This is a genomic window from Chryseobacterium sp. Marseille-Q8038 (assembly GCF_965111995.1).
Map to the genome: position 1 here is coordinate 323489 of NZ_CBCOPN010000002.1, position 16646 is coordinate 340134.

General features: G+C 36.3%; 14 protein-coding genes. 4 read left to right on the forward strand and 10 right to left on the reverse strand.

Features of this window, described 5'->3' with window-relative positions; translation table 11 throughout:
- Positions 1-141: 141 nt before the first annotated feature.
- The 3 genes from ACWPWS_RS15350 to ACWPWS_RS15360 all read right to left on the reverse strand — a co-directional run bounded on the left by ACWPWS_RS15350 (position 142) and on the right by ACWPWS_RS15360 (position 2630).
- Positions 142-741, reverse strand: a complete 600-nt coding sequence (locus ACWPWS_RS15350; protein ID WP_105681097.1) for an IS1096 element passenger TnpR family protein — start codon at positions 739-741, stop codon at positions 142-144.
- Between the two features lie 134 nt (positions 742-875).
- Complete coding sequence (locus ACWPWS_RS15355) at positions 876-1907, reverse strand: sensor histidine kinase (RefSeq protein ID WP_454047101.1); 1032 nt, start codon at positions 1905-1907, stop codon at positions 876-878.
- Between the two features lie 48 nt (positions 1908-1955).
- Positions 1956-2630, reverse strand: a complete 675-nt coding sequence (locus tag ACWPWS_RS15360; RefSeq protein WP_105681099.1) for a response regulator — start codon at positions 2628-2630, stop codon at positions 1956-1958.
- 324 nt (positions 2631-2954) lie between these two features.
- Between ACWPWS_RS15360 and ACWPWS_RS15365 the strand changes: the two genes are divergently transcribed.
- Both ACWPWS_RS15365 and ACWPWS_RS15370 read left to right on the forward strand, forming a co-directional pair.
- Complete coding sequence (locus tag ACWPWS_RS15365) at positions 2955-5744, forward strand: TonB-dependent receptor domain-containing protein (protein ID WP_454047102.1); 2790 nt, start codon at positions 2955-2957, stop codon at positions 5742-5744.
- Between the two features lie 44 nt (positions 5745-5788).
- Positions 5789-7198 carry a hypothetical protein gene (locus tag ACWPWS_RS15370; RefSeq protein WP_105681101.1) on the forward strand — a complete coding sequence of 470 codons (1410 nt, stop codon included), beginning with the start codon at positions 5789-5791 and terminating at the stop codon, positions 7196-7198.
- A 392-nt stretch (positions 7199-7590) separates the two neighbouring features.
- Here the strand turns inward: ACWPWS_RS15370 and ACWPWS_RS15375 are convergent, their stop codons facing one another.
- The 7 genes from ACWPWS_RS15375 to ACWPWS_RS15405 all read right to left on the reverse strand — a co-directional run bounded on the left by ACWPWS_RS15375 (position 7591) and on the right by ACWPWS_RS15405 (position 15795).
- A complete protein-coding gene (locus tag ACWPWS_RS15375; RefSeq protein ID WP_454047103.1) occupies positions 7591-8829 on the reverse strand; it encodes an amidohydrolase in 1239 nt (412 codons plus the stop codon).
- 79 nt (positions 8830-8908) lie between these two features.
- Complete coding sequence (locus ACWPWS_RS15380) at positions 8909-9754, reverse strand: AraC family transcriptional regulator (protein WP_454047104.1); 846 nt, start codon at positions 9752-9754, stop codon at positions 8909-8911.
- 230 nt (positions 9755-9984) lie between these two features.
- The gene (locus ACWPWS_RS15385) at positions 9985-11319 is read right to left on the reverse strand and encodes an amidohydrolase (protein ID WP_454047105.1); all 1335 of its coding nucleotides are present in this window, start codon (positions 11317-11319) and stop codon (positions 9985-9987) included.
- 440 nt (positions 11320-11759) lie between these two features.
- Positions 11760-13049, reverse strand: a complete 1290-nt coding sequence (gene hemL / locus ACWPWS_RS15390; RefSeq protein ID WP_454047106.1) for a glutamate-1-semialdehyde 2,1-aminomutase — start codon at positions 13047-13049, stop codon at positions 11760-11762.
- Between the two features lie 74 nt (positions 13050-13123).
- Positions 13124-14182: a glucosaminidase domain-containing protein gene (locus ACWPWS_RS15395; protein WP_105681106.1), complete on the reverse strand. Its 1059-nt coding sequence runs from the start codon at positions 14180-14182 to the stop codon at positions 13124-13126.
- Between the two features lie 66 nt (positions 14183-14248).
- A complete protein-coding gene (locus ACWPWS_RS15400; protein ID WP_454047107.1) occupies positions 14249-15157 on the reverse strand; it encodes a 1-aminocyclopropane-1-carboxylate deaminase/D-cysteine desulfhydrase in 909 nt (302 codons plus the stop codon).
- Positions 15158-15468: 311 nt separating this feature from the next.
- Positions 15469-15795, reverse strand: a complete 327-nt coding sequence (locus ACWPWS_RS15405; RefSeq protein WP_454047108.1) for a hypothetical protein — start codon at positions 15793-15795, stop codon at positions 15469-15471.
- Between the two features lie 40 nt (positions 15796-15835).
- Between ACWPWS_RS15405 and ACWPWS_RS15410 the strand changes: the two genes are divergently transcribed.
- Both ACWPWS_RS15410 and ACWPWS_RS15415 read left to right on the forward strand, forming a co-directional pair.
- Entirely contained in the window at positions 15836-16018 is a 183-nt protein-coding gene (locus tag ACWPWS_RS15410; protein ID WP_047434227.1) for a DUF5522 domain-containing protein, read from the forward strand.
- Position 16019: 1 nt separating this feature from the next.
- Positions 16020-16547: a DUF4136 domain-containing protein gene (locus tag ACWPWS_RS15415; RefSeq protein ID WP_209788124.1), complete on the forward strand. Its 528-nt coding sequence runs from the start codon at positions 16020-16022 to the stop codon at positions 16545-16547.
- Positions 16548-16646: the final 99 nt, after the last annotated feature.

Genomic DNA, 16646 nt, shown 5'->3' on the forward strand with positions numbered 1-16646 from the left:
TATTTTTAACAAAAGTAAGGATTGTTTTTTGGCTGAAAAGGAGAAAAAGGCAAAAAGGAAAAATTTACGTTCTTTATTTTCTTACTATTTTGTCATAAAAAAAGCCCCGGATTAAAATCCGGGGCCAGTATATTGTATTGACTATCTTTCGTCATCATTGTCATCTTCCTCATCAAAGACATCGTCATTGTAGTCTTCTTCTTCCTCATCATCAAAGCTGTCATCATCTTCATCTGAAAAATTCCCTCCAGCTCCAAAATCGTCATCAAAACCAAACTCGTCATCTGCCAAAGGCATTGCTGATTTCTTTTTGCTTCCTCCAGCACTTCCGTTTTTACTAGGTGCCTTCAATGGAACGTTTCCAAATCGGTATACGGTGATTGGATAGTTTACTCCTTTTGTTTCTTCAATTACTTCTACAAGCTCACAGAAGAATTCCCAAAGATCAAGAAGCCCATACTGGAACTGTGCTTTGTCGCCTACATTTTCAAAAGCCTCATCAATGTAAACGTCTGACATAATTTCACCATCACCATCATCACTCATATCTTCCAATGGGACACTTTTTACGATTGTTCCGTCATCTTCTAACAGATTAAAAGTAGAAAGTTCATCTCCCTGCAGACTGAATGCACTTTTAATTCCTAAATGTAAGTTCCATAACGTTTGTTTTCCCTTAACTTCAATATCACGGAAAATATCCTCTTTCGCATCTAATATTACGCGGATTTTGTAAACCATATCAGTTTCTTAAATTACTTTTTTGCCTTTATAATTATGATAAATCTCTGTTGCAAATATATAATAAATGACATGTGACAAAAAAATATTTCAGGATTTTTTAAAATATTTTTTTTTCTTACATTTTGCCGGAATTATTTACTTTTTTCGAGCATAAAACTGAACTTCGTCCCTTCAAGGTAAACGCTTTCTACGGTAATATTTTCGTTATGTGCTTCAAGGATGTGTTTTACAATGGCTAAACCAAGTCCGGAACCACCTTCTCTCCTGCTTCTGCTGGTTTCCACACGATAGAATCTTTCAAAAATTCTTGGAAGAATTTCAGATTTGATTCCCATTCCGTTGTCTATAACCTCTATCAGCACCTTATTTTTCAGAACGCTGGTTTTTACAATCACTTTTGCTTCCTGTCTATTGGCATAATGAATAGCATTGGAAATCAGATTGATGAAAACCTGGGAAATTTTCTGTTTATCAGCCTCCACAAAAATCTGTGGATGAAGAGTCTGAATCTGTAGGGTGGTATTTCGTTTTTCCGCTTCAAGATCAAGAAGGTCGAAAATTTCTTTGATTAAAAGATTGACATCAAATTTTGAGACAGTAAGATTGATTTCGCCGGCTTCCAGTCTATTGATCATGTCAAGATCTGTTACAATAGCAATAAGTCTTTCTACTGATTTATCAATTCTTTCCAGGTATTTGTCCCGAATGGTAAGGTTATCCACTCCGCCATCTCTTAAGGTTTCTACATATCCCTGGATAGAAAATAAAGGCGTTTTCAGTTCATGGGAAACATTTCCGATGTATTCTTTACGGTAGCTTTCCATCTCTTTCATCATATCAATTTCTGATACCTGCTGCTGATTGAGGTCTGAAAATCTTTCACCCAATTCTTTGATGGTAATATTTTCGTCATGATTCTGCACTATTTCCTGCGGAAGAAACCCGGAAAGGCCCTTTACCTGCTTTCTGCTATAGTAATTGAAAAGAAGTTCCAATACTACACAGTTTATCATAAAGATCAGGACAATACAGATGAAAAGACCCGTTTTGAACAAAGGGGTCTCATAATAGATATCTTTCAGCGAGTCGAATACAACTACTAAAAGGAGCATTACCAGTGTCAGCAGACAAGAGGCAACGAGGGTAAGTCTGTAAAATTTCAATTTTACAACGTTTTAATGATTGAACGTAAAGTTAAGATTTTTAAATAATTAAACGATTAGTTTATACCCAATCCCTTTTAATGTCTGAATCGTATTGATTCCGAGTTTTTCTCTTAGCCTTCTGATATGAACATCAATAGTTCTCTCTCCTACAATCACATCGTTACCCCAAACTTTTTCAAGAATCTCTTCTCTTTTGAAAACCTTTTCAGTATTGGAAGCCAAAAGGTAAAGCAAATCAAATTCTTTTTTGGGAAGAAGAAATTGCTGTCCGCTTTTGGAAACTCTGAAATTATCTTTGTCGATAACAAGGTCTCCGATTTCGATAAGTTTAGCATTCTCAGAAACCTGTGAAGTTAACTGTAATAATGCGTTTACTTTAGAGATAAGGATTTTCGGTTTGATCAGTTTTACGATGTAATCATTGGCACCTGCCTGAAAACCTGCTAACTGAGAAAATTCTTCGCTTCTTGCGGAAAGGAACACAATAAGTGTTTTTTGAAGTTCTTTCACTTTACGAAGTTCCTGACAGGTTTCTATCCCATCTTTTTCAGGCATCATAACATCTAATAAGATAAGATCCGGAACAATTTCCTTTGCTTTTTCTATACCTTCGTTACCATTAGTAGCTGTATAGATATCATACCCTTCCTTTTCCAAATTGTAAGACAGAATCTCTAAAATGTCCAGTTCATCGTCTATTAAAAGAATTTTTTTGCTCATCTTCTAGTTTAAGAATTCCCACAAAATTAATTATTTCAATTGATTTCATCTATCTGTCAAATGTTAACTAATTATTAAAAAATAACATTTTGCAGGTAAATTATAAAATCAATAAAAAAATCAATAAATAAATATACACAAATCAAATATAAGGAATAATATCTATAATTAAAACAAAAATTATAATTATATAAATTAAACATCGATAACTATAAATCTCGTTCATTCGTTAATACAAATTTCATAATTAATTAATATTCTCCTAAAGTTTTCTTAAAAACTTAGCCATTATTTAGCCCTTGAAAAAGAAGTAAAAGAAGTAAAATGAAAAAACAACTCCACAAGAGCATAATGCTACTTGCCTTGTTTTCTGCTGGCTATGCTTTTGCACAAAGTCAGATTTTGGAAGGTAGGGTATTGGACGAGAAAGATAATACTCCTATAGAAGGAGTAAAAGTAAAGGTAAATGGTCAGGAAGTAATGACTGACATTTCCGGATACTACTCTATCAACCTTTCCCCTGGTACCAATTACATTGTAACGGTAAGCTCCAATGGATATAATAGAAAAGAGATCAGTGAAGTTATTATCAAAAATGAAGGTAATACTCATCTTGATATCGTTCTGGATAAGCCCTCTATAAAGGAAAAAGAAATTGAGGGAGTTGTCATAAAATCAAATGCAAGAAAAGAAACCATAGCCTCTACCATCGGTTTACAGAAGAATGCCGGTGTAGTTTCTCAGGTTATTGGGGTTGAAGCTATCAAAAGAAGTCCGGACAGAAACACGGGTGAAGTTCTGAAAAGAGTTTCCGGAGTGAGTTTATCTGAAGGAAAATATATTGTAGTAAGAGGTTTATCAGACCGTTACAATCAGGCGATGCTGAACGGTATTCAGCTATCCAGTACAGAACCGGACAGAAAGACTTTCTCTTTCGACCTTTTCCCTGCTAACGTTATCGAAACACTTGTCATCAACAAAACTTTCATTCCTGAATATACCGGAGAATGGGGAGGAGCTTTGATTCAGGTAAATACAAAGGATATTCCTAATAAAAATTTCTTCAATGTACAGGTAGGTGTAGGAGGAAATACGGCTACTATGGGACAGGAATTCCATATGCAGAAAGGTGGAAAATGGGATTTCTTAGGAATTGATGACGGTTACAGAAAGCTGCCCACCAATATGCCTGCAAAAAATGCGTTCAGTATTTTAAGTGAGGGTCAGAAAACCGATATTGGTAAAGGGTTTACTAAGAATTTAGGATACAACAGTATTGGTTATCCTGAAAACTTAAGTTTACAGCTTGACGGAGGTTTCAATACCAAATTATTCGGAAAAGATTTAGGGGTAATTGCTGTTTTAAACTATAGTAATAACAAAAGAAGAACTGAATCTACCAACCGTTTCTTTACCATCAACGACCAACTTGCTGATACCAACTTCGATTATTTTACAGAAAAATACAGCAATGATATTATCTTAGGAGGAATGTTGAACCTTTCTTTAAAGCTCAACAGCAACAATAAAATATCCTTAAAGAATATCATCACCAATAATACGGTGAACCATATGTCCTTCAGAACAGGAAAGGACTTTGAATTTGATCCTATCAACGGGACAAACATTATGGCAAGGGAAATAGGTTTTAAAGAAACTACTTTCTACAATTCTACCCTTACCGGTACTCATAAAATAGATGCTCTTGGCGGGCTTACCGTAAACTGGTACGGAAGCTTCGGAATCCTGGATCAATACATCCCTTTGTTACAGCGTTTACAGTATAACCAATATACTAACATGCCGGGAAGCCCTTATTTAGCATTGATTTCTAATGGTCTTTCTCAAAAATCAGGTAGTGTATTCTACTCTACGCTAAACGATTATTTATATAACGCGGGAGGTGATATTTCCAAGACATTTACAATGTTTGGCCAAAAACAAACCATCAAAGGAGGTTATTTGTTCCAGGTAAAAGACAGAATATACAATTCAAGGCCATTCTCTGTAAGACTTGAAAACTTCAACCAGGGATTACTTTCTCAACCTTTTGAAACTATTTTCAACCCTGGTAATTTTGGAACTAACGGAGGATTTACATTTGATGAGATTGCAGGAAATCAGTACAGATATATTGCCAATACCATCCTTAACGCAGGATATTTACAGTTTGATAACAACTTCACACCGTGGTTAAGAGCCGTTTGGGGATTAAGAGTTGAGAACTTTGATCAATTGGTAGGAAGCACGAAAAAAAGTGATGACCGTTTTGTCAATACAAGGGTTACAGACTTTTTACCAGCTGTTAACTTAACATTCAAGGTAAATCCTAAAATGAATATCCGTCTTGCAGGTTCACAAACTGTTGTAAGACCAGAATTTAGAGAGGTTTCTCCGCTGGCATATTATGATTTTGATCTTGGAGCAACTGTAATTGGTAATAAATCAATTGAAAGAACTAAAATTACGAGCGCCGATGTTCGTTGGGAATATTACCCAAGAAACGGGGAGATTATCTCCGTGGCCGCTTTCTATAAAAACTTCAAAAAGCCGATTGAATTATACTTCAACCAATCAGGGGTAGGAACCAGTAACACCTTCAACTACCTTAACGTAGATAAAGCTGATGCATATGGTATAGAAGTAGAGGCCAGAAAAAAACTGGATTTTGTAAGCGCTCTTAGAAACTTTACGCTGGGTGGAAACGTAGCTTTAATTAAAAACAAAGTAACAGACGAAGCGACTAAGATTGACAGACCAATGCAGGGACAGTCTCCTTATACTGTCAACGTAAGCCTTCAGTATGATACTGAAAAATCAGGATGGTCTTCTACGGTACTATTTAACATGATCGGAAGAAGAATCCTTTATGTAGGAAACGACCAGGTTCCACCAATCTGGGAAGCACCTAGACCTCTTTTAGACTTCCAGCTTGCTAAAAAATTATGGAATAACAAAGGAGAAGTCAAGCTGAATGTTTCAGATATTCTGAACCGTCGTGCTAAATTCTACCATGACCTGAATGACAACGGTAAGTATGACAGCAAAGATGCTCTTGCCATTGAAAGACTTTCAGGAACCAATATCAGTTTAACACTGGGATACAATTTTTAATTCACTCAACAAATAATCTAATAAATAATTTAATTCTTTATAACATGAAAAAGTTCGTTTTATATTCTTTAATGCTTGGCGCTCTAGTATCAACTACCGCATGTAGAAATATAGAAGAAGATGGACCTACCATTATTCAAGATGGAGGTAACGGAAACGGAAATACTGAAAACCTTATTCTTTCAGGAAAAATCACTTCCAGCATTACGCTTAAAGCAAATAAAATCTATAAGCTAAGAGGACTAGTATATGTAACTAACGGAGCTACTTTAACTATCGAACCAGGTACAAAGATCGTAGGTGAAGCTGATAAAAACGGAGCTTTGATCATTACAAGAGGAAGTAAAATCATGGCAGAAGGAACTGCTGCCAACCCTATTATCTTCACTTCAGAAAAACCAAGTCCTAAAAGAGGAGACTGGGCAGGTGTAGTAATTTTAGGAAACGCTCCTACTAATGCATCTTTCGGAGGAGCAAACGGAGTTGGAGAAATTGAAGGAGGTATCAACAACTCTGACGGTCTTGGACTTTATGGTGGAACAAATGCTGCTGACAACAGTGGTATCTTAAAATATGTAAGAATTGAATATGCAGGATATGCATTCTTACCGGATAAAGAGGTTAACGGACTTACTTTCGGAGGTGTAGGTAACGGAACTACAGTAGACTACGTAGAAGTTGCTTATGCTAATGATGACAGTTTCGAGTGGTTCGGAGGAACAGTAAACTGTTCTCACCTTATTTCTTACAAAGGTCTTGATGATGATTTCGATACAGATAACGGTTTCTCAGGAAATGTACAGTTTGGTATCGCAGTAAGAGATTCTCAGGTGGCAGACGTTTCAGGTTCTAACGCATTTGAATCTGATAATGATGCTAACGGTTCTACGTTAACGCCTCAGACATCAGCTACATTCTCTAACATGACGATTATCGGGCCAATCAACTCTGCGGCTCCTGGATCTATCAACGCTTTATTCCAGAATGCATTACAGATCAGAAGAAATTCTTCAATCTCTGTATTCAACTCTGTATTCACAGGATTCCCGGTAGGTTTATTCATTGATGCTACGAAAGGTGCTCCAACGGATAACAATATTGTAGGAAATAAATTATTCTTTGAAAACAACATTTTAGCAGGAAATACTACTCCTTTAAAATTCGGACCATCTACATCAACTCCGACGACGTATACATTAAACGATCTTACGACTTGGTTTAATGCTAAAGGAAATACAATCCTTGCTTCTACAGCTGATGTAAAACTTGCCGGCGCATGGGCTCCTGCAGGAACTACACCAAACTTCACTCCTACTGCAGGTTCTCCATTATTAACAGGTGGAGCATTTACAAACCCTAAATTAGCTACTTGGTTTACACAAGTAACATACAGAGGTGCTGTAAAAGATGCTACAGATACATGGTATGCAGGATGGACAAACTTTAACTTATAACATCATCATATAAGTACCTAGATTTAATTTCAAATAGAAGGCCTTCAGAAGTATTTTCTGAGGGCTTTTTTTATCGTTAATATCACACTTTATGATTAACTGCCCAAATCAATATTAAGGGGTGTTCATATTGTAAAAACAGAAAAAGTAAATATGAACAGTAATTTTTATCGCAGATGGATTGATTTTTATTTATTTTATGAATAGGTTTTGGCTAAAGCCGGTGAATTTATTCATATTTAACAACGGACTAAAGCCCGTTTCTATTGATAGAAAAGAGACCCGAAACTCATAACTCATAATTTATAATTTATAATTCAATAAAAAGCCACCAGAAAAGCTTCCGATGGCAGTTACAAAAAACAAGTGTATAAAAATATATATACTTCAGATTAATTTCTCCAAAACAAATTCCCGTCATTCATCAGGGCTTTTATTTCAGACATCCTGGAAACGGCTTCTGCAGAACATGAAGCTTCTGTGAGAACAACTGCAGCTTCATCACCAGCTTTAGGCCACTGCTGTTGTCCTTTTTCATCCAGAGGAAGAATGCTTTGAGTAGCAAACTGTAAAGCTCTTGACAGGGCAAATTCTGTGGCATAACCGTACAGCTCTGCAATAAGATTGGCTTTCTGCAGCATACTTCCGGATCCGAATGTACTCCAGTAGTCCTGTACGTTATCATTTCCGATCAACACATTCACGCCATACTTTTTCAGGGTTGGTATTGGCATTACCGTTCCTTTAAAAGGTACAGAAGATGCAATTCCTACTTTTCCTGCAGCCAGTCTTTCTGCAATCTGCTCAGTTTCTTTAGGGGAAAGATGAGCCAAAGCAAATGCATGGCTTACAAATGTTTTTGCCTGAAGCTCCGGATTTTCAATTGCTTTATCAATCAGATAATTGATGGTTTTCATTCCGGACTCTCCTGCTTCATGCAGGTGAATATCAATGCCTTTATGGTGATCCAACGCGAGCTGAACGGTAAAATCCATTACCTTTTCAATATTTCCGTCAATGCTCAGCGGATCCAATCCACCAATGAATGCCACACTTTTCAGCTGGGCTGCCGCTTTCATCAACGGAGCAGATTCCGTATAATAAACGCCATGCTGCGGGAAGGCAACCAATTCAGCTTTGAAAGAATCTTTTTTATTTTCAAGAGCCTGTTCAAGATGTTCCAGAGATTTCAATCCTGATGTAGGATCAATATTAAAATGGGTTCTCGCAAAATGAGTTCCGTAGTGCTGCTGCAGACTGATCAGCTGTTCTGCTCTGCTTACAGAAGTTTTCAACAGTTCAGGGATAATTTCCTGCTCATAGGCAATCATATCTTTCACCGTTCTTCTTTTCGGAGAAAGTGCCTGCCATGGCAGACCATATAATGTTTTATCCAGGTGGATGTGCATATCTCTGAAAGCGGGAAGCATCAGATATCCTTTTGCATCGATTGCTTTTAAAGAAGGATCATTTGCTTTTACTGTTTTTATTTTTCCGTCTTCAATTTCGATACTGAAAAGATCAGTTTTTGTTCCGGTAACCTCTTCATTTTCGTATTCAAAACCTGTTTCCAGGCGGACATTTTTAAGGGTATAGTTTCCTTTTGCAGTTAATTGATAGGGAAATTGCATGATTTTAAATTTAACAATACAAAATTAACCAGCCCTGAGGGTAAAACCGGTGTATCAATTATGTCTTGTTTTGTACAGATTATTCTTTGAATTGGGAAGGTGTCATTCCCGTCTGTGCTTTAAAGAATTTTGAAAAGCTGGCGTGATCATAGAAACCGAGATCATATACAATATCTTTCACAGACATTTCAGAAACTTTTAAAAGTCTTTTGGCTTCCAGTAAAATACGATCCTGAATAAGAGATGATGCCGAAGCATTAAGATTTTTCTTGCAGACAATATTCAGATAATTGGCAGAGATATTCAGTTTATCAGCATAAAAAGAAACGGATCTTTCTGTTTTGAAATGTTCATCAATAAGATGCAGAAACTTTGAAATAATGGGGTTTGAGTTATAGACTTCAAAATCTTTGAAAGCTCCTTCCACAGATTTACTCACCAGCAGGCCAATCAATTCACTTCTTTTCTGAATCAGTTCCCAGAATATTTTTTCTGTGCCCAGCTCTTTCTGGATGGCCTGAAATTCATACAGAAAATTTTCAAAAACGTCTTTGGAAAGATTTATCACCGGATGATTCTGGTAATAGGATGCAGAAAATCTTAACGAGGGCAGAAAACTTTCAAACCAGTCTCTGCTGATCATCAGCTGATACCCAATGGTTTCTTTTTCAATGACCCACTGATGTACCTGATCCGGAAAAACAAGGTGAATCTGGTAGTCCTTCACCTGATATTCTGTAAAATCTATGGTATGCGAACCGACTCCGTGCTCAAAAAGATTGATGATAAAAAAGTCATGTTTGTGGGGATCATCAATGGAGCGTGCTCCCGAAAGTTCATTGAACAGCAGATTACAGCCTTTCAACTGATTTTCACTAAATTCCTGAATTCCTAAAATAGGAAAATGATCCGTATGGTAAGCCACTCTGCCTGATTTTCTCCTAAAATTACTAAAATTTATGAGAGAAAAACTAAAACAACCACAAAAGGAACAAAAGTTTTATCTCCATCACGCTATCTTCAATTTCCACCCTCCTTCTGTGACGGTCTCTGAAATTTTAATGAATTTACAGGCTTTCCCTCGTAAAACTTTTATACCCTTTGTGGTCAAAAAAACACAACTAAAAATATATTAAATTCCTTTTTTGTATTGAATTAAAAAACAATGTTTCCCTCATGTACTAAGGACTTCACATCCGAAATTCTCGAAACAGCTTCTGCAGAACAACTTGCATTGATAAGAACAAAGTCTGCCTTATCTCCGGATTTTGGCCATTGCTGTGTTCCTTTATCATCCAATGGAAGGATATTTCCCGTTGCAAGCTTTAAACTTCTTGACAATAAAAACTCTGTTGAGTATCCATACAATTGCGCCATTAAGTTGGCTTTCTGAAGTACACTGCCTGTTCCGAAAGTATTCCAGTGATCTATAATACTGTCATTTCCTGTCAGAACCGTTACCTTATGTTTGTAAAGCGTTGGTATGGGCATAATCAGCCTGCCAAAAGGGATTGTGGAAACAATTCCGATCTGCGCTTCACCTAATTTTTCAGCGATTTCTTCTTGTTTGGAGGCTTCTAATTTTCCAAGGACAAAACAGTGGCTTAGGTAAGTTTTTCCTTTAAGAGCAGGATTTTCATTTACTTTTTTAATCAAGTATTCTACAGTTTTTAATCCTGAATCTCCGGTTTCATGCAGATGGATATCTATTCCCTTTTTATTGTCCAGAGCAAGCTGAACCGTGAAGTCTACTACTTTTTCAATATCTCCATCGATGTTGAATGGGTCTACTCCTCCAATAAAATCAATATCCATTTTCGCAGCTTCTTTCAGGTAAGGCACAGAGTCCGTATAAAACACTCCATGTTGTGGAAAGGCTACCAGCTCAGCACCAAAGCTTTTCTTTTTATTTTCTAAAGCCTTCTGTAAATTCTTTAACGACTGAAGTTTGGAAGTGGGTTCAATATTCACATGACTTCTGGCATAGGAAGTTCCTTTTGACTGTAATAATTCGATCAGTTTTTCTGCCTTGAAGGTCGAATTTTTCAGCATTTCCGGAAGCATTTTCTGCTCCAGCTCTATCATTCCTTTGATTCCTCCCGTTCTTTTTCTCACAGCCTGCCATTGATCGCCATAAAAAGTTTTATCAAGATGAATATGCATATCTTTAAATGCAGGAAGCATCAATAGTCCTTTTGCATCTGTCGTTTTAGCATTAGGCTGGTTTGGAGCAATCTTTGTAATTTTTCCGTTTTCAACTTCTACGTAGAACAGATCTGTTTGGGTAGAAGCCACTTCTCCATCCTGGTATTCAAAACCTGTTTCCAGACGAACATTTTTCAAACTCATTTTTCCTTTTGCAGAGCTGTTATTTTCATCCAGGAAAGGTGATGCAGTCATGATATTAGGTATTAAAGTTAATCCTGCTACAGCCAATGCTGAATTCCGGATAAAATCCTTGCGGGAGATATTATTGTCTGAGGTCTTCATGTCCAATCTATTTAATACAAAATTAAAAAGAAGTGTCCCTGAACAAAGTGTATGAATTATTACAAAATCTGTATGATTTATGCATTGTTTTGATTACTTACTAAAATACCCAGTTTATCTTTTCATGCTACAATAAAAAAAGTATTCACGATAATTGTCATTTCGTAGGAATCCAGATTATAATGTTTTTACACTGTCGAGACTCCTACGGAGTAACAAAGAGACAGGCCAAGCTTTCTGTTTCAACTATGGCTAATAATTGACAACTAATATGAAATTATCCATAATGCTTGTCATTCCGTAGGAATCTAAGCTATTATTAGTTTTATTTGTTGAGACTCCGACAGAGACTGCGTTGAGATTTTTTCAATCTAAACTCTTCAAATCAAATTTTTTTTTTGCATAAAAAAACCGGATCTAAAATCCGGTTTCATTATTATTTATTTGTTAGAATATTCAAATTTTCTTACAGCTTCCAGCGTCATATCAATTTCTTTATCCTTGATGGCATCACTGATGAAGTAAGTTTCATACCCACTTGGCGGAAGGTATACCCCATTCTGCAACATTTGGTGGAAGAAGTTATTGAACAATGAATGATTAGCTTCCTGTGCCTCATCAAAGTTTGAAACTCTGTTGATATGGAAGAATACAGACATCATAGAACCTTTTCTGTTAATTTTATGAGCAATTCCTTTTTCATTAAGAATTTTTCCGATTTCGAAATCTAAAGTTTCCGTAGTCTTATGTAATCTGTTGAAAAATTCAGCATCATTTTTAATAAGCTGAAGTGTTTTTAATCCTGCTCTCATAGCCAAAGGATTCCCACTCAATGTTCCTGCCTGATATACACCTCCTTTTGGAGCCAGATGATCCATAATTTCATTTTTCCCAGCGAAAGCTCCTACCGGAAGACCTCCTCCGATTACTTTTCCGTAAGTCACCAAATCTGCTTTTACATTAAAAAGCTCCTGAGCTCCTCCGAAAGCCAGTCGGAAACCGGTCATCACCTCATCAAAGATTAATAAAGCTCCGTTTTCATCACAGATCTTTCTCAGGTTTTGCAAGAAATTGTTTTCCGGCAATACACATCCCATATTTCCTGCAACCGGTTCTATAATTACGGCTGCAATTTCTCCCTGGTTGTGACGGAATAAATCCTCAACCTGTTCAAAATCATTATAACGGGCTAATAATGTATCTTTTGCAGTGCCAGCAGTTACTCCCGGAGAATTCGGATTTCCGAATGTAGCAGCACCACTTCCGGCCTTAATCAGGAATGAATCTGAGTGTCCGTGGTAGCAGCCTTCAAATTTTACAATCTTATCTCTTCCTGTGTATCCTCTTGCCAGCCTGATTGCACTCATACATGCTTCTGTTCCGGAAGAAACCATTCTGATCTGGTCAATATTCGGGACATTTTCAATGATAAATTTTGCAATTTCTGTTTCCAGTTCTGTAGGTGCTCCGAAGGAGAATCCTTTCTCTGCCTGTATCTTCAGTTCTTCCAATACTTCAGGATGGGTGTGTCCTAAAATGGCCGGGCCCCATGAATTGATATAATCGATATAAGTATTATCATCTGCATCGGTAAGGTAAGCACCCTTTGCCGATTTCATGAAAACAGGCACTCCTCCTACGGATTTGAATGCTCTTACCGGAGAGTTTACTCCTCCCGGAATGTATTTGTAGGCTTCATCAAATAAAGCCGAACTTCTTTGATACTTCATATATACTTAGTTGCTGTTGACAGCTGCCGGTTGGCAATAAATTGTCAACGGTAAACTCTCAACAAAAAATTAAATTAGTTTCGTGGTTTTTTGTCTATTAAATAAATCAGTTGTCCTGCAGATGGCTGTTGTCCTTCATCCATTCTGTTTTTAGCGTACAATTTATTTAATTTAATTCCGAATTTCTGAGCGATATCATGCATATCTTCTCCGGATTCTGCTTTATAGGTAGCTGTATTTCCTGTAGAATTTTTGGATTCAAGGAAAACAATATCATTTTTCTTTAAGGTTTCACCTTCCAGTTCATTCCACTTTATCAGTCTGCTTTCGCTGACTTTGAATTTATTGGCGATGAATTTCACATCCGTATCTTCAGGAATTACAATATATTTCAGACCGTCATTCGGATGGCTTTTGATCAGAATGGAATTAAGAATTTCAGCTTTCGTTTTGATTCTTTCCACTCTTTTTTGCTGTTGTGCGTAAGAAGTCTGTTTGTAAGGAACTTCTACAGTCACCGGGTCTTTAGCTTTTTTCAATGCTTTTGAAGGCTCCAGCTGTGCCATGAAAGTTCTGTCGTCTTTCAGATCCGGATACATTTTAAGAACAGCGTACAATACTTCATTAGAATTGGTATTATCGTATTCGTATAGTCTGTATTTTTCAATTTTGGTAATAAGAATTGAAGCATAGCGCGGATTGGTGGCATATCCTGCTTTTTTCAAACCGGTTGCCCACGCTCTGTAATCTCTCATATCCAGTTTGAAAAGATTTGCGTAATATTTTCTTGTTGATAAAAATATAGAATGATCTTCATAAGACTGTCTTGGATCGTCATACACACGGAAGCATTCATTAGGTGCATCATCGGTATGTTTCATCGTTCTACCGGTCCAGTCTTCTTTACATTTTATACCGAAGTGGTTTTTACCTTCCTGTGCCAATCTGCTTTGCCCGCCCCCGGTTTCCAATAATCCCTGGGCAAGGGTAATAGAAGCCGGAATTTTATATTTTTCCATTTCTTCTACGGCATATTTAGCAAACTTCTGAATATACTGATCTTCGGTTGCCCAATTTTGGGCTGAAAATTTTGATAAAACTAAAAGGCTTATGGATAGGAAAAGTCTTTTCATCTTATATTTTTTATTGTTTTAAAATGAAAGATGGAACACTAAGTGTTTCATGTTTTTCAATTTTACTTATATAATTAAATTTCTGTTCTGTTTTTCTAAAAGCAAATTTGCTCCTTCAATTCCCTGTAATCCTCCGGTATGAAAGCACAAAATCCTGCTGTTCTCAGGAAAATAATCTTCTTCAATCAGTTCAAAAACCTTCTCCATCATTTTTCCTGTATAAATCGGTTCCAAAGGAATACCGTATCTCTCTTTGAAATCATTGATAAAACGGACGTTTCCATCATTTATTTTACCATAACCTCCAAAACATGAATCTATTAGATTAAAATTTTGTCTCAAAGTTAATTCAAAAATTTTATTTTCCAGTGAAGCATCATCAACCGCTTTAAATCCTATAACTTTCTGATTTTCTTCACAAAATTTTGAAATCCCTGCAATGGTTCCTCCGGTTCCAACTGCGGTGCAAAGATAGTCAAAATCTTTTGTTTGTTCGTTGAGCATCATTTTCACCCCTTCCACTGCCTCTTCATTGGTTCCACCTTCAGGAACAATCAATGCCTCAGGAAACTCCTGCTGAAGGAATTCTGTGAGTTTTTCTTTGTGGCGGTATTCTTCACGGGTGACAAATTTCAGGTTCATCCCATTTCTTTTGGCAAAAAGTAATGTGGGATTATCCCGCCATTTATGCTGAAGCTCTTCTCCTCTGATGATTCCCAGTGTTGGAATACCTGTCAGACTTCCTACTGCGGAAACCGCGGCTATATGATTGGAAAAAGCACCTCCAAAAGTAATAATATAGGGATTATCAGGATTTTTTGCCAGATAATGATTGACATTATGGAATAGTTTCCAGTATTTATTTCCTGAAATTAGCGGATGAATCTGGTCTTCCCTTTTAATAAACAGTTGTATGTTTTTATGAATTGGAATTTCCTGAATGGGAATAGGTTCTGTGGGAAGTTTTAATAGCATTTCAGTTTTTAGCGACTCAAGGTTTATTCTTTACAAAAGTAGGAAAAGATTTAGTGTGGTGTGAGTTTTCTTTTTTTCCCACAGATAACGCAGATTTACACAGATTTTTTTTATTCTATATGAATTGTTTAATTGTAAGTTTTGGCTAAAGCCGGATGAATTGTTTATTTATTTGATAAACGGGCTAAAGCCCGTTCCTATTGAATAAGTAGAAATGTGAATACTTGATCTCAAAATAATTCATAATTCATAATTCATAATTCATAATTCATAATTCATAATTCATAATTCATAATTCATAATTCATAATTCTAAAGAAATTTCCTGAAGTTCCAGAATTTTCTTTTTTTGAGATAATTCAGGTTGTTTTCATGGGCATAAGCTTCTCTTTCAAAAGAAATTCTTCTGTAACCAAGATACCCGTCTTTAAGTTTGAAAAACCAGTAATAATATTCAATAACATAAAAAATATAGAAGAAAATGATGAGCATTTCCATCTGTTGCCGCAAATGGATTTTTTCATGATTAATCAATACATTATTTTCCTTATCTTCGGGTTTCCTAATGAAGATAAAGGGAAATAGAGCAATGCCATTAATTTTTAATTTTTTTAAAGGCTTTTGGCATACAATTATCATAGTAACAAATATAAAAAGTTTTTTGACTAGCATTTAACTTATGGCCCATTATGACATCAAAGAAGGTGAAGACTTCTACTATAATGAACAGGGGTACAAGGTTTTTACAGAAAAATTTCATCTGAAAAGAGGATATTGCTGTAAAAGCGGCTGCAGACACTGTCCTTACGGGTACGATAAAAAGACTGATACATTCATTAAAAGTGATAAAAAAAATAAATAAAATGAAAAAATATATTTTTATTTTGTTGGCATCTGCTACTTTAGGCTTAACTTCTTGTAGCCCTTTTCAGGTACGTTCAGATTATGCTGAATCCGCCAATTTCAATTCTTATAAAACTTACAAAATAAGAATTGATGATCTAAAATTGAATGATATTGATAAAGACAGGGTACTGAACGAACTGTCGAGACAGCTTCAGAGCAAAGGACTTCAGTCCGGAGAAAATCCTGATCTGATTATCAACGTAAAAGCAAATCATAAAAAGATTACTGACATCAATTCCTCTTCTCCTTACGGAATGTGGGGATGGGGCGGACCCTTCGGTTGGGGTGTTGGTATGAACAGAACCTGGACAACGAATTACAATGAAGGCGCTCTGATTGTTGACCTTATTGATGCAAGAAGCAACAAATTGGTTTGGCAGGGTATCGGAAGCGGAATTTCTGTAGACTCTCCAAAAGCAAAACAGAGACAGATTCCAGAGATTATGGCTGAGATAATGAAAAATTATCCGCCACAAAGAAAATAAGATGTAAGTCATCCATTATATAAGCCGGTACGTTTTGTATCGGCTTTTTTATGCTTTGTGTTTTTTCATGCAGATAAGACAGATTTGCACAGATAATTA

Coding starts and splice junctions, on each gene's coding strand:
- ACWPWS_RS15400 (WP_454047107.1), bottom strand. CDS start 15,157: ATGCTATTAAAACTTCCCACAGAACCTATTCCCATTCAGGAAATTCCA.
- hemL (WP_454047106.1), bottom strand. CDS start 13,049: ATGAAGTATCAAAGAAGTTCGGCTTTATTTGATGAAGCCTACAAATAC.
- ACWPWS_RS15365 (WP_454047102.1), top strand. CDS start 2,955: ATGAAAAAACAACTCCACAAGAGCATAATGCTACTTGCCTTGTTTTCT.
- ACWPWS_RS15410 (WP_047434227.1), top strand. CDS start 15,836: ATGGCCCATTATGACATCAAAGAAGGTGAAGACTTCTACTATAATGAA.
- ACWPWS_RS15415 (WP_209788124.1), top strand. CDS start 16,020: ATGAAAAAATATATTTTTATTTTGTTGGCATCTGCTACTTTAGGCTTA.
- ACWPWS_RS15370 (WP_105681101.1), top strand. CDS start 5,789: ATGAAAAAGTTCGTTTTATATTCTTTAATGCTTGGCGCTCTAGTATCA.
- ACWPWS_RS15360 (WP_105681099.1), bottom strand. CDS start 2,630: ATGAGCAAAAAAATTCTTTTAATAGACGATGAACTGGACATTTTAGAG.
- ACWPWS_RS15395 (WP_105681106.1), bottom strand. CDS start 14,182: ATGAAAAGACTTTTCCTATCCATAAGCCTTTTAGTTTTATCAAAATTT.
- ACWPWS_RS15405 (WP_454047108.1), bottom strand. CDS start 15,795: ATGATAATTGTATGCCAAAAGCCTTTAAAAAAATTAAAAATTAATGGC.
- ACWPWS_RS15375 (WP_454047103.1), bottom strand. CDS start 8,829: ATGCAATTTCCCTATCAATTAACTGCAAAAGGAAACTATACCCTTAAA.
- ACWPWS_RS15385 (WP_454047105.1), bottom strand. CDS start 11,319: ATGAAGACCTCAGACAATAATATCTCCCGCAAGGATTTTATCCGGAAT.
- ACWPWS_RS15350 (WP_105681097.1), bottom strand. CDS start 741: ATGGTTTACAAAATCCGCGTAATATTAGATGCGAAAGAGGATATTTTC.